We start from the raw sequence: 18,125 nt of genomic DNA, 5'->3' as shown, positions 1-18,125 counted from the left end.
ACCTGACGGCTGACGCTCAGTTGATGCGAGCTATGCCACAAACACATCCTCTCGATGGTGAGCGAGGTAAGCCTGCTGCGGCGGGGTGAAGGTGCTAGTGCGCCAGACGGCGGGGGCTTCGGCAAAGCCGAAACTCTGCATCACCAATTGCTCGAATCCGAGCCGCCGCAAATCAGTCTTGTCGACGCGCTGGGATATGAGGACCTGCCCGCTATCTTCAAAACTGATGAAGCCACGGTCAAAGAGGTGGTCGGCATCAGGCGTGAGGAGCAGCCCGTTCATGCCGTCCAAGCGCTCCTGCGCGGAAGCGCATAGGCGCCAAGGCTTGATGTGGCTTGCAATCAGCAACGAGGGATTGGTGACCCCTGTGAGTCGGCACGAGCGCTCCATGGCTTCGACATTGGAACGAAATTTACCTTGGCCGCGACGAGCTTGAATGACGCTCGTCTTTACAGTGTCCTCGAGTTGGAGGTCGTCTCGGATACGGCGCTCAACGACGTCCTCTAAAATTTCATTGACGACTTCGAAAGTGAGACTGTTTGCGCCACCACGCCTCAAAGCTTCGCGGTCGAAAGCTGTACCCGCGACAATTGTGTGAAACACCTCTTGCGATACGCTCGCGAGATAGGCGTTTTGACGGCCTGATCCGGAGTTTGGGTCGATGGGCGAGTATCGGGCAGGCAGAAGCGGACCCAATTCGCCAATTATGTCCGACGGGCGCACCGTCGGCAGGAGCGGCGCCCAATACACCGGGAGAAGCCAACCTTCCTCGTTCCAATTGGCTCCAGTGTTCTTGAACTCCGGTGGTTTCGGTGCTGTGAATGCAAACTCCGCTACCCGACCAATATAGCGCACGGCTTGACCGAAAAAAGACAACACGAGGTCACCAGGTGTCGCCCGACGCATATTTTTGTAGAACTCGCTGCGTGCCCCATTCTTCTGAGTTTTGGGCGACCAGAGATATTGCCCGTCGATCTCTTGGCAGGCGGTCTGACTGTGATTTACCCACCAGAATTGCGACATCGTTTTTGATTTTAATAGTTGCCGTCGGCTGGGTAAGCTCTATTCGAGACCTGTCTCGCCTACAAGCATGGAGCCGACCTTATTGCCAGGTGCGACAGGCGGCGTAACTGCATCTTTCGGCGAGACGCCAAGAAGAGCGTAGGGCGACGATAGTCGCCGCCCCCACCCCACTTGCAAATCGCCCCCCAAATGCCATCTAGATCACAGGCGCACCGCCGGTGCGCCTTAGCCACGGAGCTTTCACTTGACGCAGCGAAGCGGCAGTGCGGATTTGCCGCTGCATGGCGGGCGGGTTCCGAAATGGCTGGGCGATCGCATGACGCGGCTGGGCGCTGTGCTGTGCGAGGCGATCATCCATCACTATGGCCGCGACGAGCTGTTGCGGCGGCTGGCGCATCCGTTCTGGTTCCAGTCTTTCGGCGCCGTCATGGGCATGGACTGGCACTCCTCGGGCATCACCACCTCGGTCGTCGGCGCGCTGAAGCGCGGGCTGAACCCGATGTCGCGCGAGCTCGGCATCCATGTCTGCGGCGGGCGCGGCGCGCATTCGCGCAAGACGCCGCAGGAGCTGACCGCGATCGGCGAACGCGTCGGCATCGATGGCGCGGCACTCGCCACCGCCAGCCGCCTGGTCGCCAAAGTGGACAGTGCGGCCGTGCAGGACGGCTTCGACCTCTATCTGCACGGCTTCATCGTCACCGACGACAGCCGCTGGGTGGTGGTGCAGCAAGGCATGAACGGCGACAGCCGCCAGGCGCGGCGCTATCACTGGCTGTCGGAAGGGCTGACAAGCTTCGTCGACCAGCCGCATGCGGCGATCGAGGGCGAGCGGCAGGGCGAGATCGTCAACCTGACCGACCATCGCGCCGCGCCGTCACGTAGCGGCCAGATCGACCTGTTGAAGACCATGAGCCCGGAACGGATCCTCGACGAGCTTGCCGTGCTGGAGCCGCCGCCGAAAGCAGCGCCTGCGAAACCGGCGGCGCAGCCGATGCTGCCCAATCTGGTGATGCCGGCGCATCACGACGTGCGCGAGAGCGACATCGTCATGCACCGGCTGCACGGCAACATTTCCGCCGCCATCGAAAGCGGGCCGGCCGACTTTCCCGAGCTGCTGCTGGTGCCCGGCGTCGGCGCGCGCACGGTGCGGGCGCTGGCCATGGTGGCGGAAGTGGTGCATGGCGCGCCCTGCCGCTTCTCCGATCCGGCGCGCTTCTCGCTCGCCCATGGCGGCAAGGACCGCCACCCCTTCCCGGTGCCGCTGAAAGTCTATGACGAGACGATCGCGGTGCTGAAATCGGCCGTCGGCAAGGCCAAGCTCGGCCGCGAGGAAGAGCTCGGCGCGCTGCAGCGGCTGGATGGCGAAGCGCGGCGGCTGGAGCGCTACGTCACCGGGCCAAGCCTTAAGGAGATCGTCGCCGGCGAGTTCGACCAGTCGCATCTGCTTGGAGGGCGCAGTGTGTTCGGGTGGGAGGGGGCGGCGGAAAGCGACGACGGTTCAGACAGGGGCCGCCAGTAGCTGCCTGTCCATCATGCAGAGATAGTGCGCGGCCCATAGAAACACGTGCTCGGCTTGTTTTGATAATGCTTGCAAAGACCCATTTCTCAAGTGATGCTCTGCCAGGCGAGGCTCGGCATGAAGACATTCGCATGGACGTTGGTTTTCGTGCTGCTGGCGATTGGCGGCGCGATCGCCCAAACGACGCCTGAGCCTGCCATACTGGCATATACACCGCCGATGCACTTCGTCGTTGTACGCAACAGCACGCCAGGATGCGAGCCGACATGCCCGGAATGGATTTCGGCGGAAGGTCACATCGTGGCCGGCACGCCAGCTTTGCTGAAGGCTTTGCTGAAAAAACTCGGCCCCCGCAAATTGCCTTTGGCGTTGAATTCCCCGGGCGGCGAGACCGATGCGGCGATGGCGCTTGGCCATATGATCCGCGCCAGCGGGCTCGACACGATGGTTGGCAAGACGGAGTTCTCCGAATGCGCGCCAGACACAAAAGCCTGCGGGCCGGGCGACCTCCGCTTCGGCGTCGCCAACCCCGTCGGCGCAGTCTGTTCGTCAGCTTGTACGATGGTTCTTGCGGGCGGCGTACGGCGCCTGGCAGACAGCCGCGCCTTTGTCGGCATTCACCGGATCATGCTGCCGGCCGCCAAGAAAATCCACGGCAAGAAGACCATCGTCCTCGTTCCGATACCCAAATGGTATGAACGCAAGGTCGACAGCTATTTCACCGAGATGAAAGCAGGTTCGTGGATCGTATCGGCCATGCAAAAAATACCCGACGACAGCATACGATACCTCGTGACATACGAACTTTTGGACCTGAATCTGATAACCGAAACCGGTCACGGCGACACGCGCACCTCCATCGATATCTGCAAGACCACGCCGCCGGCGGGCAACTGCCGAACGGTCAGGCAATAGGAATAGCGGGCCACGTAGGTCGTCGAAGCGCCTGTTTCTCAACAGCAACCCTTCACTTTACGCTGCGCCCTTCAACAGGTCTTCCGGCCGGCCCTCGACGAGCGCAGCAATATAGCTTTCCAGGCTGGTCGTGCCGCGCTCCGGGTTTTCCGGCTGCATCGGCTTGTCCAGCGTGGCCCCGGTCATGCGGGCATAGGACTCGGCCGCCGCTTTGGAGAAGCCTAGTTTTTCGTAGGTTTCTGTCCAGCGCTCCCGCGGCACCGTGACCACGCGCACGTTTTTGCGCAACGCCGCACTGAAGGCTGCGGCGACATCGGCGGCGGAGTAGCGCCGAGGACCCTCGATATAGTGCGTGCCGGTCTTGTCCGCCGGCTCCAGCAGACGTCTCGCCGCAGCCTCGCCGAGATCCTGCGGCGCCACCATCGGCAGCTCGAAATCCGCCGGGAAGAAGGAGGTGATGACGCCGTCGCGCCGCGCCGTCTCCAGGGCCTGATCCCAGTTGCTCATGTAATAGGCGGCGCGGTTGATGCTTGCCGGAATGGCCTGGGCCTTCAGCTTCTGCTCGAGGCCGTAAAGGACGGTGAGATCGCCGACACCCTCGCCGGCCTGCGCGCCATAGGTCGATTCCGCTACCACTTTTTCGAGGCCGGACCCCTCCAGTGCCGTCGCAATGGCGCCAACCGTCTTGCGCTCCTCGGCGTCGGTGTCGGTCGATGGATCGGCCGGCGGGTTGAGCAGAAACGCCCGCTTGCCGCGCCGCAAGACTTCACGCAGCGCCTCGACATCGAGCACATCGGCAACCGCGGCCTCCGCGCCCTGTTCAACCAACCATGCGGCCTTCGACTCGTCGCGCGTCACCACCGTGACATCCTCGCCCTGCCGCAACAGCGCCATTGCCGCCGCCGAGCCGACATGGCCGGTACCTCCAAGAATGACATGCATGGTCTCGTCCTTCCCTTGCTGATTCATGCCGGATTAATGGCTGGGGCGGCGAAGGGTTCAAAAATCGGGGGATGATGCTGACAGGAGGTGACGCTGACTTTCCTCGCAATGCACGGCGCAGGGGTCGTTCGCATCTTGCAAAATTTTGGAACGAGGTCGTGTCCAGCGAGTTATATTAGCGCAACCTTGAATAGGAGGCAGCTATGAGAAAGCTCCTGCTTGCTTCGGCTATCGCTATCACTGCGGCGGCGGCGATGATCGCTCCGGCGAATGCCGGCGGGCGCGTCGTGATCGGCATCGGCAACGGCTACTATGACGATGACTACAATGACAGCTATGGCGACTATTACGATCGCTACGCTCCTCGCCCTTACTACCAGTATAATGCCTACGATAACGGCTTCAGGTACCACAGGTATCACAGGCACCATCGCCATTGCCGCATAGAGTTGGTCAAGCATTGGCGCCATCATCACAGGATCGTCGAGGAAATTCGCGTTTGCGAACGGTGATCCGATAGGGTGAAACCGGTTCGGCCGGCATCTGCCGGCCGGCCGCTTCACTACGCGGCTGCCGGCCTTATCGCGGCTTCCGCATCATCATCCCGTAATCAACGGCCAAAAGGTCGAGCCCGACCTTCAACAGCTTCACCACCACATCTCGTCCCTCGCCGGTGCGTTCGGCGAGCGCCTTCACCGACTGGCCTTCGAGGCAGATTTTGCGAACCACCTCCGCCACTTCCCAGTGGGCCATGGCGGCGATGGCATGGGTGTGAGCGCGGCCGGCGTTGAGCACGCGGTCGGGGATGCCGCCATTGATGCGGCCGCCGTCAATGCGCTCTTCCCACGGCATCGGCCGCAGCCCGTCACGCGAGGCGCGCTCGAAATCGTCGCGAAACCGCTGGCCGGCCTCACGCTGCTGGCGGGTCAGTGAGGTGATGCCGACCAGCGGATCGACATTGCGCACCCGCACGATGCCGCCGGTCGCGGTGTAGCCGTCATTGGAGACCTCGTAGACGCGCCGCGCCTCTTCGGTGCCGACGCTCAACCGCTTGCGGCCGAAGCGATCGTCCTTCAGCGCGAAATCATGGCCGATCTCGCGGCGGATGCGCACCTGCTCGGCTTCGCCTGTGGGGAGTTTTGGTGGCTGCCGTTTCTGCGCGGTTTTTTTGCTCATCGGAGGATCCTTGTGGGATTGGGTTGTTGAGCCGGAAGGTTGGCGTTCCTTCGCGCCCCCCTCTGCCCTGCCGGGCATCTCCCCCACGAGGGGGAGATTGGCAGTTTCGGCGGCTGCGCCTCTGCAACGTTGGCAATTGGCGAAATCGGCGGCGATATCCGATCGCCCCCCTCGTGGGGGTTGAGGAGTGGTCCGCGAAGCGGACGGAAAGCCAATTGCTTGGCTTTCCGAGCGACGAACGTCCGGCAGGACAGAGGGGGGCGCTGTCCCGCCGGCTTTCGATCATTGGTGGGGTCGTCCGGAGGCGAGGAACGGAGCCCAGCCGCTCACACCACCTCCGCCACAGGTCGGTGGAAACGCGTCTGATGATATTCGCAGTAGCTTTTCAGCGCCCTTGTGCGCAGGCCGCAGCACAGCATCTCGAGCCCCGGCCGACTGCCGGGAGCATCGTTGTCGGGGTCTTCCTCCAGCGTCAGGTCGAGCGGCGCGCGGCAGCGGTCGAACAGGCAGTCGATGAAGCGCATGGCGGCGACATGCGGCTGACGCCCGAGCGAGGCAGGGCGCGGCGCCGGCACATTGAAGCGGTAGATTTCGCCGTCCACCACCAGCCGTCCTTCGCCCGGGATCGAGGGCGCCGGACGGGCTGGCAACAGAGGCCTGGCCGATGGCTGACGGCTCGGTTTGGCGGCCGGTTTGACCGGCGCGGCCTGCTTCGAAACTCCTACTTCCGTTACGGGCTTGCTTGGCTGCGCCGGCGGATTCCTCTTGGCGGTATTCTCGTTTGCCGCAGTCTTCCCCGTCGCATTCTTCCTCGGTCGGCCGCCGGACCTGCCGCCTCTGGGGTTGGCGAAGCCGATGGTCTTCAACGCGCTGTTGCGGTGGACGATGCCGATGATGGCATTGCGCGAGACCGGACTGCCGCGCAGCGCCGTGAAGCGGACGGCGATCCCTGTGGCCGACAGGCCATCCCTCAGCCAGACGGCGATCTCCTGCAATTCGGTGTCGGTATAGGCAGTCATGTCGGTATCCATTGATTGCGCGCGCAAAGGCCGAGCGCCGGCCCCGGGGGCCCACGGGAAAAAATCAGAGCGGATGGTCGGTGCGGTCAGCCGATACTGGCGGCCGGCAGCGAGCCGGCGAGATGCCGCAAGGCGGCTTCGGCGGCCGCTTTGGTGAGGGCGGAAACCGCCCTGCCCGTCAGCCGGTCGAACAGGATGACGGTGCCATCTTCCGTGCGGATGCAGGAAATACCCTGCCCGCCGGAGACAGCCCTTGGCGCACCGGCGGCGCCATGGGCTGAAGAGGTGGCCGGAGCCGGGAGAGGAGCGGCTCCGGCCGTTCCGGTCGATCGGGGGGACGACGGTTCGACCGGATCCGGGGCAGAAGCCCCGGTTTGCGTCCGGACCGGGGAGGAGGACAGCCCGGACGATGGGAGAAAGCTGAGGATGTCTGCGGAAACGCTTGCGATTTGTTCGATCATGCGCTAAGCGTACGATATGTACGAAACGTACGCAAGCGAAATCGTACATATTGGACGATAAATTTCAGGCAATTTGTACGATGCAGGAACCGAGGCACAGATTGCAGCAGGCGCGGGCGGAGGCGGGCTATGCCTCGCCGAGCGACGCTGCGCGGGCATTGCGCGACATCAACAAGAACACGCTGATCAGTCACGAGAACGGTAACCGGCCGCTGTCGCGCAAGGCGGCGGAGAAATACGGCCGCCTGTTCGGCGTCGATCCCGGCTGGCTCTTGTTCAACGGTGACGGCGGCAGCCTTGCGGGGGGCCATTTCGGCTTTGACGAGTCGGGCCGGCAGATCCCGATGCCGTCGCTGGCCACCGTCGATGTGCCCATCGTCTCGTGGATCAGCGCCGGCGAACTCGGCAGCCAGGATACGGTGGTCAATCTCAGCGACTATCCGACCATCCCCACCACCGATCTGGAGCAGGGCCAATGGATTGCGCTGCGCGTCGACGGCCCGTCGATGAACAAGATCTCGCCACCGGATTCGATCATCTTCGTCAACCTCAGGGACAAGCGGCTGGTGACCAATGGCTGCTATGTCATTTCGGACGAAAGCGGCCAGGCCACCTACAAGCGCTATCGCCCCAACGAGAACCCGCCCTTCCAGCCGGCCTCCTACATGGACATCCCGCCGCCGGCGCTCGAAGGCGCCATCACCATCATCGGCCGGGTGAAGCGCTCGATGATCGATATGTGAGGGAGAAGGCGGTGAGGCGCAATCTCCCCCCTCGAGGGGGAGATGGCCGGCAGGCCAGAGGGGGTCGCCGCGCGTAAGGCGCTGACGTCCTCTGTCCGCGATAGGAAGTCGCGTCAGGACGTACCGACCCCCTCTGTCGCCTTCGGCGACATCTCCCCCTCGAGGGGGGAGATTACGCTCCCAAAAACTCGTTCGTAAAATACCCCCCGAAATCCGGCTTCTCCTTCAGAGCCTTGCCATCGCCATCGAGCAATATGCCGGCCCTGAAGAGGTAGGTACCGATCGCCTCGATCTTGGCCCTGTCGATGGTGCCGATGACGCCGTCCTGGCTGCGCAAGAAATGCCCGTCGACGAGCATCTTCAGCGAAGCGTGGATCAGCGCCGGGTCGGTCAGCGCATCCTTGTTGGAAGCCATCAGCAGATCGCCGGCTTCCTGCGGGTGATCGCAGGCAATTTGGTAGCCGCGCCGCGTTGCCTCGACGAAGGCCGATGCGGCCTTCGGGTTTGCCTGGAGATAGGCATTGCTGGAGGCGATCAAGGTAGTGTGCTCGTCGGGCACGCCGTAGTCGGCGTAGCGGAAGCCGCGCTGCCTGACGCCTTTCAGCTCGGCAGCGACGCCTTCCCAGGTCGAGACCTCCAGCGTGAAGTCGACCGAGCCGTTGGCCAGCGCCTCATAGGCCGAGGTGCCTAATGTCACCGTCTCGAAAACGCCCTTGCCGCCATCGTGGCGGATGATGGTCGAGATCAGCGTGTTTTCCCAGGCGCTGCCGAAGCCGCCATAGGTCAGACCGTCGAGATTCCTGGGACTCTTGATCTCGCCGCGATCCGCGTTGAAGACCAACCGGCCGGTCTCCTGCTGGACCACGGCGTAGACCGCCTTGAGATCGGCGCCGGCAGCCCGCTGGGTAAACAGGCCGACGCCGGCAATGCCGAAATCGGCGATGCGGTTGGCGACCAGCGTGCCGGCGCCAGTATCGCCATAGGGCAGGATCTCAACATCGAGCCCGGCCTCGTTGTAGAATCCTTTGTCGCGGGCAACGAACAGGCCGACATGGTTGGTGTTGACCGTCCAGTCGAGCGCAACGGTGATTTTTTGCGCAGCCGCATGAGCGCGCGAGGCCAGCGGCAATCCGGCGGCCAGCGTCAGCAGCAAAGCCTGCCGGCGTGTGAATTCGGTCATGAAAAACTCCTTTGAGCGGTCTGCGGAAACAAGCCCCGGTCAGTCCCGGGATTGAGCAGCGTGTCGAGGATGTCGGCTTCGAGCGCGGCGGCCTGGCGCGCGGCATCGCTGCCGGTGGTGCGCGGGCGCGGCAGCGGCACGGCAATCTCGCCGATGATGCGGGCCGGCCGCGCCGACATCAGATAGATTCGATCGGAGAGGTAGGCGGCTTCGCGCACGTCATGGGTGATCAGCAGCGCGGTCCAGCGGTGGCGCTGCCACATGCCTTCCAGCCAGCGCTGCATACCCGCGCGGGTCAGTGCATCCAGCGCGCCAAAGGGCTCGTCGAGCAGCAGCATGTCGCGCTGCTGCACCACGGTGCGCAAAAGGGCGGCGCGCTGGCGCATGCCGCCGGAAAGTTCCGCCGGCCAGGCGCGCTCGAAGCCGGCAAGGCCGAACTCGGCAAACAACGGCGCGACGCGTTCGCGCGCCGCCTTGCGGCCAAGACCCTGCACTTCCAGCCCCAGCGTCACATTGTCGATGACGCGCCGCCACGGCATCAGCGAGTCGCGCTGCGGCATGAAGGCGAAGGGGTTGCCCTGCATTGGCGCGCCGTCGAAGCGCATGTCGCCCTCACCTTTCAGCGCGCCGGTCAGCAGCTGGAACAGCGTCGACTTGCCGGCGCCGGAAGGGCCGAGGATGGAAACGAACTCGCCGGCCGCGACATGAAGCGAAATTCCGGCGAGCACCTCAAGCGCGCCGAAGTTCTTCCTGATGTCCCGGAGTTCGAGCCGCGTCATTGGCGGTTCTCTTCTGCAGCTTCAACCTTGACGTCGCGGCTCTCGCTCCCCGCATTTTCCCAAGGCATGGCGAGACGCTGGACGAGCACGGCAATGCCGAACAGGATCAGCGTGAGCGCGGCGCTGACGGCGACTGCGGCGAGCACCAGATCGGGCCGAAAGTTGTTCTTGGCATTGAGCATGTAGATGCCCAGCCCCTTCGCCGCCCCCGCATATTCGGCGAAGATAGCGCCGACCACGGCGTAGGTGATGGAGATGCGCAGCCCAGCGAAGAAATAGGGCAGCGCCGAAGGCAGGCGCGCCAGCCAGAAGATACGCCAGCGCCCTGCCCCCATGGCGGCGAGCATCTGCGAAATCTCCTTGCTGGTCGCAGCAAAACCTTCGACCAGCGCGACCATCATCGGGAAGAAGGTGACGAGCGCCACAAGCAGGATCTTTGGCATCAGCCCGAAGCCGAACCACAGCACGATGAGCGGCGCGATCGCGACCAGCGGCAAGGTCTGGCTGACGATCAGCAGCGGGAACAGCGCGCGGCGCAGCGGGGTCAAAAAATCGACCAGCGCCGAAAGCACGAAGGCAGCGACCAACGAGCAGGCGAAGCCGGCTGATGTGGCGCGGATGGTGGGCAGCGTGTTGTCGGCCAGGGCGGCGCGATGCTCCCAGGCCTGCTGCAGCACGCGCGACGGCGCCGGCAGCACGGTGGGGGCGACACCGCCATAGCGGGCGTAGAGCTCCCAGGCCGCGAGGAGCAGGGCGAAGGCGAAGGCGGCGGGGATGGTCTTGGCGATGCCGGCGGCTAATCTCCCCCCTCGAGGGGGAGATGTCGCCGAAGGCGACAGAGGGGGTCGTCTCGCATAGGGCGCCCACGCCTTGCCGATGCGAAAAGGACGTCGGCGCTCCACGCGCTGGGACCCCCTCTGGCCTGCCGGCCATCTCCCGCTCGAGGGGGGAGATTGGTGAGCATCGCGGTCTTCGCCAATCGCCAATGGCTCCCCTCCTCTTTGTGCTGAGGGGTCAGGGGCATCTCCTCCACGCAATGGGTCAGATAAACCAGCCACGGCAATATCCTCAAGGAACGACGCTTGAGCCGCGGCTCAGACGGCGCTCGGGCTGTTCGCCGAGATCGTGATGTCGAGGGTGACGTGGCCGGCGCCGGGGCCGAAGCGGCAGAAGGCCTCGTTGAGCGTGGCAAACACCGCACCGGCATCGCCACGCAATTTGGTGCAGAAGTTCTTTGAGCGCTCAAAGACGCCGGACTGTTTCAGGAAATCGATGCAGCCGTAGATCTCGTCCATATGGTCGCCCGTGCCCATAACGTAGAGCGAGAACTGCGCCGCCACCGGCTGGCCGGTCGACGGCGTGGCCTGGACAGCGCGGATCGCGGCGATCTTGCGCTCGTCCAGCGGAATGGCGGGGCCGCCGGTCTCGTCGGAGCGGCAGATCGGATCGTCGGGCTCGCCCGGACAGCCGCGCGAGACCGCCGCCGAAAGCACGCAGTGCTTGCCGCTTTTGGCCGCCGCGACGAACAGGTCGCGCATGGCGGGAAACAGCACCTCGGGCGGCCCGACCATAAGGGTCGAGATGTCATCGGTTTCCATCCGCAGCCGGTCGCGCCAGGGATCGAGCGCGCCGAGCGCGCCGAGGATGACGCCGACGAAATCGTCGGTCATGGGATAAAGGGAAATCTGTGCGCCTGAAAACATCGCCCGCCTCGCTCCGCTGGTATTATCCAGATCAGCTTTAGGGTCCGAAGGCTTGCCGCCCTCATCTCAGCCCCGACGATACGGAGCACCCCTGTGGATGGGCGGGTTAAAGCACCGTTCGCGGCATTGGGGAAGCCGTTTGTTGAGGCACTGCGGGAAAGTGTTTTGGGCCAGACGTGCCGGGCGCCCGGGCGTTAACAGACGACTCGTCAGTTCGTTGCGTTATAACGTTTCCACGAACTTCTTATAACTGCGTTGAAATTCAAGCTGATAAACGTAATTATAAGAAAACGGCAGAGACTCCGCGCAGCCCTTACGGTTTCTGGATTTCCTTATCCGCGACCCCATCCGGACTGTGCTCCTGCATCGCTCGGGCTTGCCTGTGCTGGTCCCCTCGCCCCAGCGCTACGCCATCCACAAGCTGATCGTCGCCTCGCGACGCGGGCCGAGCGCTGGCGCCAAGCGGGAGAAGGATCTCCATCAAGCGCGCCTGCTGACCCAAGCGCTCGAAGCCACGCGTCGCCAGGACGACCTTGCCTTCGCCTTCATGGAAGCGTGGGACAAGGGCGAAAACTGGCGCGAGACGATCCGGGGCGGCTTGAACCTGTTCGACGCCGCCACGAGGGAAAACAGTCACACCATCCTGGGGAAATCCCTCCGCGAAATTGGTGCGACTCCTGAAGGATTCACGATGCGGGATTAGCTGAAGCGACCGCTGCTATATTCATTTCCATCGTCCCAACCGTACGAAATTGGCTTGACGCTTATTCGTACATAAAGTACGATATCTCTTTTCGCAGAGAGGAATGTCCTTGAGCACAGCGAACCATGTTGCCTTCGCCGATCTCTCTCGGCCTTTGCTGTCACCCCCGTCGTTGCCGCCGCCTTTGTTGCCGCCGCCTTTATTGCCGCCCCCTTTGTTGCCCTTGTCATTCGATCAGTGCCAACGCCTCGCCGGGGCCTGGCGAATGGCCAGCCAGGACATCGCCGACGACATCCGCTTCATCCGCCAATATCTGAAAGTCGTTGCCGAGAAGGACGAGAGGCTGTCGACCGGCACCCTTGTTCACAGCCGCGCCTATGTAGAGGCCTGCGCCGGCTGGCTGCCACAGACCGTGACGCGCTATCTGCGCCACCTGCGCCAGATCACCGAATGCGAACTGGCCATGACAGCTGCCGGCATTCGCTTTGCGCTGTCGAGTTATGCCTGGGAGGCATGAGGGCGCCTGTCGCCAAACACAAGGAATTGCGCTGCCCGTCGCAGGCGCAATTCGTCAGGTTGAGAGGCTCGGGCGCGCCTGAACGGCGGGCGCCAAGGATGGCCCGGCCAGCGAATTCCGGCCTTGCTTTATTTCGACTGGTCTTATTTCGACTTGGCCTTATTTCGATTTGGCTTTGCCGGACTTTGCGGCGGCAGGCTTCGCTGCCTTTGGCTTGGCGGCTGCCTTGGCGGGCTTGGCGTCAGCTTTCTTCGCCGCCTTTTTTGGCTTGGCGACCGCGCCATCGACTTCAGCCGTGGCCTGCTCCCAGTGTTCCTGATGCGCGCCTTCAGGCCGGCCGGCCTTTTCCCAGATCTCGTGCGCGCGCTGGCGAATGCGGTCCTGTTTGTCGTCCGTCACTTAAGCCTCCGTGGTTGGGTCCGGTCGGTTGGTCCAGATTCCACGAAAACATTAGCCGAAAATTCGGCCGGCGTCTTGAGTGACGAGACATCTCAGCGCGGGTCGGAAATCACCGCAACGCCGAGCAGCGCCGCTTTCTTGACGATCAGCCCCGCGAGGTCGGCATCCGAACGATCGGTGCCGGTGCGCTCCCGCAGGAGCGCGATCGCTTCCTTCATCGATAACAGCGCCGTGTTGCGCTCGGCCAGCAACTTGTCGCAACACGCCGCAACATTGGCGGAGTTCGGGGTCTCGACATGCGGCAACATGGCAATTCTCCTTTCATCATGTTCGTCATTCGGCCCTGCCGCCCTTTTGGGAAGAACGACAGGGCCGTATCACCGATGAATGGTTAGGTTGTCGAGCGTTACTCGACCACCTCGACAATCCTGCGCGTGCTGGGGTCGACCAACACGGTATGGTTGTCGACGACGGCGTATCTGTACTGAACGTCGGGAACCTCCTGCAGCTCGACAGTGTCAGGCAAGGCAGTGCCGACATTCAATTCGACGCCGAGCAGATTGACAGAGGCAAGCGGATGTTTCTTTACGTACTGGTGCACGACCGTGCGCTGTTCCGGGGTGATGATCACCTGCTGCTGTGCCGGCTGCGTGACGATCACCTCGTCGGCGGCGGCAATGCCGATACCAGCGATCATGGCGAGCCCGGCGACGGCGGGAATAAGGATGGTTTTCATCTTCGTCTCCTGTCGTTGTTGGCGAGCTCCGCCGTGTTCCCGCATGAGGCGAAAACAGCGCAGATCGAGGTGGCGGGCTCCTGGAGGCAAACGCAGCCGGTACGGTCTTGTTCCGCAAGCGGAGACTAAATTGATCGGCTTCCCGGTCATGCCCGCAGAACCCGCACCCGCAAGATTCGCATTGAAGCACAATCCCTCAGGAGACCTTCGACATGGATGATGCACGGCTCCAATTCCGGTGGCGATTGCGGCCGGCGCCGGCATTGATCCGGTGACCGCGTCGCCCGGCCAAGATCGGAACCGACCGCCTTCGTGCCACGCCGTGAAGTTTCAAGCAAAGGTCATTGCTTCGGCGGCTGCCCAGGCACCTCGCAAGGCTTGATCACCGGCGTCTTGCCCTGATCCGGCGGCGGCTGCGTCATACCCTGGTCACCACTGGGCGGCGGCTGCAGCACGCCGCCGCAGGGACCGAGCGTGCTGGTCGATTCGCCGCCGCCATTGGCGACCGGCGGCTTCTGACCATCGTCCTGAGGCTGCGCTTGGCAAGGCGCGGCAGGGCCGTTCTGGTCGCTATTGTCCTGCGCGGCCGCCGGGTCGACCAGCGCCAAGAGCAGCACGCATGGGATGAGGGGGAAAGTCTTCATGGTCCAGCTCCTCTGGATTCATCTCCTTGGCAAAGCAGACTAGTCCTTGGCAAAGCAGACTGGCGGCAATTGGTTCCACGGAGATGGAGTGGTTGCCGGAACCTGACAGCCGGAAGTGAGTTCCACCTTCTCGACGCAAAGCCGCCCGGAGGAGGCAATCATGGAAGAACGAAACAGAAAACCCAATGACGAGGTCGAGGCGCGACCGAGCAAAAACGATGCCCGCGACAAGATCGCCAATGACGAAGTGGAAGCGCCGACGCCGCGTCGGCAGGATTGGGATGCGCTGCGTGGCGCAACGGTCCTGCCCGACGGAGCAGATGAGGAAAGCCTGCCGGACACCACCGGTGTCGAGAAGGAAGGCGAACTGCCCGAGGAGGATGACGACAACCCCTACCAGGACAGTGACGATGCCTTGCCCGACGACGCCGAGGAAGCCGCCATTGGTCACGACCTGGCGAGGCGCGGCGGCCCGTTCGACGAGGTGTAAGGGCAGCGGCCGCGGACTTTCGAGAGGTTTCCCGGCACGTCCACGCCGTCACCAGTTGGACCAAGTATGAGCTGAAGGCGATGCCGGAGCATCGCGATTGATATTTCGAAGGATCCGGCTGGCCGGATCGTTCGTTTAAGGCGCCTTGGCGATTTTGGCTTAGCCCTTGTGGTCAAGGGCTGGACGGCGACGCAATCTCGGCACGTTCGACAGCCGCGAGGCAGCCGAGAAGCACAACGCGAAGCCCAACATTCAAGCGTCGTCGAGGCCGCTCGCCTGAAATCTTCAAAGTGCGCAAGAAATCCCCGCCGCGGGCGGTGCAGACACGCTCCGGCATCGCGGCGCTGCGAACCGGGCCATCGACCGCCGGCACTTGAGTGCCGACGGGCTCTGACCTTCAGTTCGACCCGGGATCGCCGAGCGCCTCGGTGACGAAGGACGCCGCGATCAGGTCGTCGGCGTCGAGGCGTAGGGAGCCTTCGACACCCCCCATGATGGCCGCGACCTTCTGGAAGGTCTGCATCTCGTGTTCAGTAACGCTGGCGTCTCGCATCCTGGCTTTCAGATCGGCGATGCGTCGGCCCAGTGAGGCCGACGTTCCGATTTCTCTGTTCGACATGGTGGCCTGCTCCTCCCCCAACCCATGCTGTGGACGTACTCAAGTCTGCCTATATATAAGGCAGCGCGAATACAGTCGCCGCAACGCGCGATATCTGGGAAGGTTCCGGCGCCAAATAGTCACGAAATAATACGTGGTGGGACTCGGGTATGTTAAGCGCCGACGCGGCGATAGACACCGCAGCCAGCGGCTGCGGCCATCGGCCTGGCCAACCCGTGTCGCGGGTCGCGAACGCGGGTCGGACTTTGATCGCCGCGCGCGAACGGTCAGCGAGAGGCCGGAACCACGCCGGACACCGAGCGCGCCGTTTCGGGCGAAAACACCACGAAAGCAAAAACCAGAACGGCAGCGGCGACAATGAGCGAGCCGCCGGCGACGATCGGTTCAAGCGCCGGGTTTCCCTGCAGCATCACATACAGCGCCGGCAGCATGATCACCAGGCCGAGAGTGTAGAGCCCGTAGTGGATCATGGCGACGCGACGCGCCGCCTTTTGCGGATTGAGCGCGTAGTAGCCGCCGAAGATGGCGCTCGTCACCCAACCGAGCAGATTGATATGCGCGTGCGCCGGAAAAGCGGCGTGGTCACCCGAGATCGCCATCTGCAGGCCGGCCGCAATCCCCAACATCAGGAACAAGATGGCAGTTTTGAAAAAGAGTTCCGAAACCCTCGGCATGTCATTTCTCCCCTATGCGGTCTGCGACCGCTTGCGTCCTGGAGAATACACCCACGCGCAGAAATTTTCCACGCCCCGCTTATGGGGCCATGCCTGCACAGCTTTTTGCACGCTGTTCGACTTTTCTGGCTGCCACAACCCGGCGCCGCCCGCTACGGCGTCAGCAAGATGTCGGCGCCCGCTCGCTCATCGAACACCACCGCGCAGCCGCGCCCCAGCGCCACTGCCGACAGCGCGTTGGCCACCGTCTCGTCCGGCGATACGAAATCACCGGTCAGCACTCGCAACTCCTCCACCGCCCTGGCCATTGACACGCAGTGCCCGGCAACGCGATCGCTCGTGCAGGCGTCAACGACGCTGACGAGGTCGATCATCTCGAACTGGCCCATACCGGCCTCCACAAAAACAGCGTCCCGTCGCGGATATGAACGCTGAGGCGAGAGACAATGTTCCGCAGGTCCGATGCCCAGGCGGAGCACTCGACGGCCCGACCTGGAACGGACCGGCCGGCGGCAACCGCTTCGCTTGACAATAGGCCCTGTTTGTTCTCTATTTGTTCGGCAAAAACGCCTATCACAACAGACGCGGCTAATGCTGCAACGCCGCAAAGGGAACGGTCGGGATGGAGCCCACCATCCTGCATGCGGATCTCGACGCCTTCTACGCCTCGGTCGAGCAGCTGCTCGACCCGGCGCTCAGGGGCAAGCCGATCGCCGTCGGCGGCGGCGTCGTGCTTGCCGCCTCCTACGAAGCCAGGGTTTTCGGCGTGCGCGGCGGCATGCCCGGACAACGCGCGCGCGAGCTTTGCCCCGGACTGATCTTCGTCGGCGGCCATTTCGCCGACTATCAGCGGCTGGGCGACGCCGCCATTAAGGTGCTCGACGATTTCACGCCGCTGGTCGAGCGGATTTCCATCGATGAAGCCTTTGCCGATGTGGCCGGCTGCACGCATCTGTTCGGGCCGCCGGCCGAGATCGCCGCCACGGTGCGTCGGCGCGTCCGGGCAGAGCTCGGCCTGCCGATCTCGATCGGCGTGGCGCGCACCAAGCATCTGGCCAAGATCGCCTCGCAGGTGGCCAAGCCCGACGGCCTGGTGGTGGTCTATCCGGACACCGAACTTGCCTTCCTGCATGATCTGCCGGTCGGCCTGATGTGGGGCGTCGGCCCGGCGACCAAGGCGCGGCTGGCCGAGATCGGCATCGAGACCATCGGCCAGTTGGCAAAGACGCATAGTGGGGCGCTGCGAAGGTTGCTCGGGCCCGCCACCGGCGAAAAGCTGGCGTCGCTGGCATGGAACCGCGACCCGCGAAAGCTCGAAACCCACAGGCGGTCGCATTCCGCCGGCGCGCAGTCGGCGCTTGGCAGACGGCCGGCCGAGGCGCGTATCTTCGGACCCGTCCTGCTGCATCTGGCAGACCGGGTCGCCAGCCGGCTCAGGGCGAAATCACGGCCCGGGCGCACGGTGACGGTGCGCGTGCGTTTCGCCGATCTGCACGCTGTCACACGCTCGCTGACGCTCGATCAGCCGATTTCGGCAACCGCGATGCTGGCCGAAATCGCCGGGGAGCTGGTGCGCGGCGTGCTGGCCGCCAACCCTCGGGAGAAGACCATCTCGCTGCTGGCGATCTCGGTGTCGCAGCTGGAAGAAAGTGCCGAGCTGCAGCTGGAGCTGCCGCTCGGGCTTGCCGATGAAAAGCAGCGGCCCGGCAGCAGGCAAGGCCTGGCGCGCTTTGGCGCCGACCGCGCCATCGACAAGATCCGCCAGCGCTTTGGCAGAGAGGCTGTCGGCTATGGCGCCGTGGCGCTGGAAGCCCGGCGCTCGGTTCCCGATGCCTTCCGCGAACTGGCGGAGAAGGAACTGTGAGTGCGGCGCGACGGCAAGG

23 protein-coding genes, 1 pseudogene and 1 riboswitch are annotated in these 18,125 nt (G+C 63.7%); of the genes and pseudogenes, 8 read left to right on the top strand and 16 right to left on the bottom strand.

The genetic code is table 11. From position 1 onward, the window contains the following. Window positions 1-30: 30 nt before the first annotated feature. Entirely contained in the window at window positions 31-1,023 is a 993-nt protein-coding gene (locus NKJ80_RS05695; RefSeq protein WP_023685451.1) for an HNH endonuclease, read from the bottom strand. Window positions 1,024-1,267: 244 nt separating this feature from the next. Between NKJ80_RS05695 and NKJ80_RS05690 the strand changes: the two genes are divergently transcribed. Together NKJ80_RS05690 and NKJ80_RS05685 are read left to right on the top strand one after the other, a co-directional pair. Beyond that, the gene (locus NKJ80_RS05690) at window positions 1,268-2,542 is read left to right on the top strand and encodes a DUF763 domain-containing protein (protein ID WP_023689001.1); all 1,275 of its coding nucleotides are present in this window, start codon (window positions 1,268-1,270) and stop codon (window positions 2,540-2,542) included. Between the two features lie 138 nt (window positions 2,543-2,680). Beyond that, window positions 2,681-3,457, top strand: coding sequence for a COG3904 family protein (locus NKJ80_RS05685; protein ID WP_352497217.1), 777 nt, complete (start codon window positions 2,681-2,683; stop codon window positions 3,455-3,457). Between the two features lie 57 nt (window positions 3,458-3,514). Here NKJ80_RS05685 and NKJ80_RS05680 read toward each other — a convergent pair whose 3' ends face one another. Further along, complete coding sequence (locus NKJ80_RS05680) at window positions 3,515-4,399, bottom strand: NmrA family NAD(P)-binding protein (protein WP_023689003.1); 885 nt, start codon at window positions 4,397-4,399, stop codon at window positions 3,515-3,517. A gap of 203 nt (window positions 4,400-4,602) precedes the next feature. On the opposite strand from NKJ80_RS05680, the gene NKJ80_RS05675 reads away from it, so the two are divergent. Next, window positions 4,603-4,911, top strand: a complete 309-nt coding sequence (locus NKJ80_RS05675; protein ID WP_023672486.1) for a hypothetical protein — start codon at window positions 4,603-4,605, stop codon at window positions 4,909-4,911. A 67-nt stretch (window positions 4,912-4,978) separates the two neighbouring features. On the opposite strand, the gene NKJ80_RS05670 is transcribed toward NKJ80_RS05675, so the two are convergent. The 3 genes from NKJ80_RS05670 to NKJ80_RS05660 all read right to left on the bottom strand — a co-directional run bounded on the left by NKJ80_RS05670 (window position 4,979) and on the right by NKJ80_RS05660 (window position 7,055). Then, entirely contained in the window at window positions 4,979-5,575 is a 597-nt protein-coding gene (locus tag NKJ80_RS05670) for a DUF6456 domain-containing protein (RefSeq protein ID WP_352497216.1), read from the bottom strand. Between the two features lie 326 nt (window positions 5,576-5,901). Further along, window positions 5,902-6,594 (bottom strand): GcrA cell cycle regulator, encoded by a 693-nt coding sequence (locus NKJ80_RS05665; RefSeq protein ID WP_023689006.1) that lies wholly within the window; start codon window positions 6,592-6,594, stop codon window positions 5,902-5,904. Window positions 6,595-6,680: 86 nt separating this feature from the next. Further along, window positions 6,681-7,055, bottom strand: a complete 375-nt coding sequence (locus NKJ80_RS05660; protein ID WP_023689007.1) for a hypothetical protein — start codon at window positions 7,053-7,055, stop codon at window positions 6,681-6,683. A gap of 80 nt (window positions 7,056-7,135) precedes the next feature. On the opposite strand from NKJ80_RS05660, the gene NKJ80_RS05655 reads away from it, so the two are divergent. After that, window positions 7,136-7,798, top strand: coding sequence for a LexA family transcriptional regulator (locus NKJ80_RS05655; RefSeq protein WP_023727016.1), 663 nt, complete (start codon window positions 7,136-7,138; stop codon window positions 7,796-7,798). A 172-nt stretch (window positions 7,799-7,970) separates the two neighbouring features. On the opposite strand, the gene NKJ80_RS05650 is transcribed toward NKJ80_RS05655, so the two are convergent. The 4 genes from NKJ80_RS05650 to NKJ80_RS05635 all read right to left on the bottom strand — a co-directional run bounded on the left by NKJ80_RS05650 (window position 7,971) and on the right by NKJ80_RS05635 (window position 11,460). After that, window positions 7,971-8,978, bottom strand: coding sequence for an ABC transporter substrate-binding protein (locus NKJ80_RS05650; protein ID WP_352497215.1), 1,008 nt, complete (start codon window positions 8,976-8,978; stop codon window positions 7,971-7,973). After that, complete coding sequence (locus NKJ80_RS05645; RefSeq protein ID WP_352497214.1) at window positions 8,975-9,757, bottom strand: ABC transporter ATP-binding protein; 783 nt, start codon at window positions 9,755-9,757, stop codon at window positions 8,975-8,977. The genes NKJ80_RS05650 and NKJ80_RS05645 overlap by 4 nt, the downstream gene beginning before the upstream one ends. Then, the gene (locus NKJ80_RS05640) at window positions 9,754-10,596 is read right to left on the bottom strand and encodes an ABC transporter permease (protein WP_502902189.1); all 843 of its coding nucleotides are present in this window, start codon (window positions 10,594-10,596) and stop codon (window positions 9,754-9,756) included. Before NKJ80_RS05640 ends, NKJ80_RS05645 begins: the two co-directional genes overlap by 4 nt. Before the next feature lie 255 nt (window positions 10,597-10,851). Next, on the bottom strand, window positions 10,852-11,460 hold the full coding sequence (locus tag NKJ80_RS05635) for a YkoF family thiamine/hydroxymethylpyrimidine-binding protein (RefSeq protein ID WP_352497213.1): 609 nt from the start codon (window positions 11,458-11,460) through the stop codon (window positions 10,852-10,854). Beyond that, a riboswitch (TPP riboswitch) is annotated at window positions 11,451-11,563 on the bottom strand. Its footprint overlaps the gene before it by 10 nt. Window positions 11,564-11,773: 210 nt before the next feature. Here NKJ80_RS05635 and NKJ80_RS05630 point away from each other — a divergent pair. Next, a pseudogene (locus NKJ80_RS05630) lies at window positions 11,774-12,163 on the top strand (GSU2403 family nucleotidyltransferase fold protein); the annotation flags it as partial. A 265-nt stretch (window positions 12,164-12,428) separates the two neighbouring features. Continuing rightward, window positions 12,429-12,680, top strand: coding sequence for a hypothetical protein (locus tag NKJ80_RS05625; RefSeq protein ID WP_023684826.1), 252 nt, complete (start codon window positions 12,429-12,431; stop codon window positions 12,678-12,680). 159 nt (window positions 12,681-12,839) lie between these two features. Here the strand turns inward: NKJ80_RS05625 and NKJ80_RS05620 are convergent, their stop codons facing one another. The 4 genes from NKJ80_RS05620 to NKJ80_RS05605 all read right to left on the bottom strand — a co-directional run bounded on the left by NKJ80_RS05620 (window position 12,840) and on the right by NKJ80_RS05605 (window position 14,459). Then, entirely contained in the window at window positions 12,840-13,079 is a 240-nt protein-coding gene (locus NKJ80_RS05620; protein ID WP_023684825.1) for a DUF2934 domain-containing protein, read from the bottom strand. A 92-nt stretch (window positions 13,080-13,171) separates the two neighbouring features. After that, entirely contained in the window at window positions 13,172-13,387 is a 216-nt protein-coding gene (locus NKJ80_RS05615; RefSeq protein ID WP_023670360.1) for a hypothetical protein, read from the bottom strand. A gap of 98 nt (window positions 13,388-13,485) precedes the next feature. Next, entirely contained in the window at window positions 13,486-13,815 is a 330-nt protein-coding gene (locus NKJ80_RS05610) for a DUF1236 domain-containing protein (protein ID WP_023670359.1), read from the bottom strand. A gap of 341 nt (window positions 13,816-14,156) precedes the next feature. Then, on the bottom strand, window positions 14,157-14,459 hold the full coding sequence (locus NKJ80_RS05605; RefSeq protein WP_352497212.1) for a hypothetical protein: 303 nt from the start codon (window positions 14,457-14,459) through the stop codon (window positions 14,157-14,159). Between the two features lie 160 nt (window positions 14,460-14,619). Here NKJ80_RS05605 and NKJ80_RS05600 point away from each other — a divergent pair, with 160 nt between their 5' ends. Then, window positions 14,620-14,949 (top strand): hypothetical protein, encoded by a 330-nt coding sequence (locus NKJ80_RS05600; RefSeq protein WP_352497211.1) that lies wholly within the window; start codon window positions 14,620-14,622, stop codon window positions 14,947-14,949. Window positions 14,950-15,346: 397 nt separating this feature from the next. Here the strand turns inward: NKJ80_RS05600 and NKJ80_RS05595 are convergent, their stop codons facing one another. From NKJ80_RS05595 to NKJ80_RS05585, 3 genes are all read right to left on the bottom strand, one after another. Continuing rightward, entirely contained in the window at window positions 15,347-15,568 is a 222-nt protein-coding gene (locus tag NKJ80_RS05595) for a hypothetical protein (protein WP_023670355.1), read from the bottom strand. Between the two features lie 266 nt (window positions 15,569-15,834). Then, window positions 15,835-16,242, bottom strand: coding sequence for a heme-copper oxidase family protein (locus NKJ80_RS05590; RefSeq protein WP_023743867.1), 408 nt, complete (start codon window positions 16,240-16,242; stop codon window positions 15,835-15,837). Between the two features lie 152 nt (window positions 16,243-16,394). Beyond that, window positions 16,395-16,631, bottom strand: coding sequence for a hypothetical protein (locus NKJ80_RS05585; RefSeq protein WP_023689015.1), 237 nt, complete (start codon window positions 16,629-16,631; stop codon window positions 16,395-16,397). Between the two features lie 233 nt (window positions 16,632-16,864). Here NKJ80_RS05585 and dinB point away from each other — a divergent pair, with 233 nt between their 5' ends. After that, the gene (gene dinB, locus NKJ80_RS05580; RefSeq protein WP_352497210.1) at window positions 16,865-18,106 is read left to right on the top strand and encodes a DNA polymerase IV; all 1,242 of its coding nucleotides are present in this window, start codon (window positions 16,865-16,867) and stop codon (window positions 18,104-18,106) included. Window positions 18,107-18,125 lie beyond the last annotated feature (19 nt).

Origin of the sequence: Mesorhizobium sp. M0030, assembly GCF_040323695.1 — a bacterium.
Lineage (GTDB): Bacteria > Pseudomonadota > Alphaproteobacteria > Rhizobiales > Rhizobiaceae > Mesorhizobium.
The sequence above is the reverse complement of the archived record's forward strand: the minus strand, read 5'-3'. Positions and strand labels throughout refer to the sequence as shown.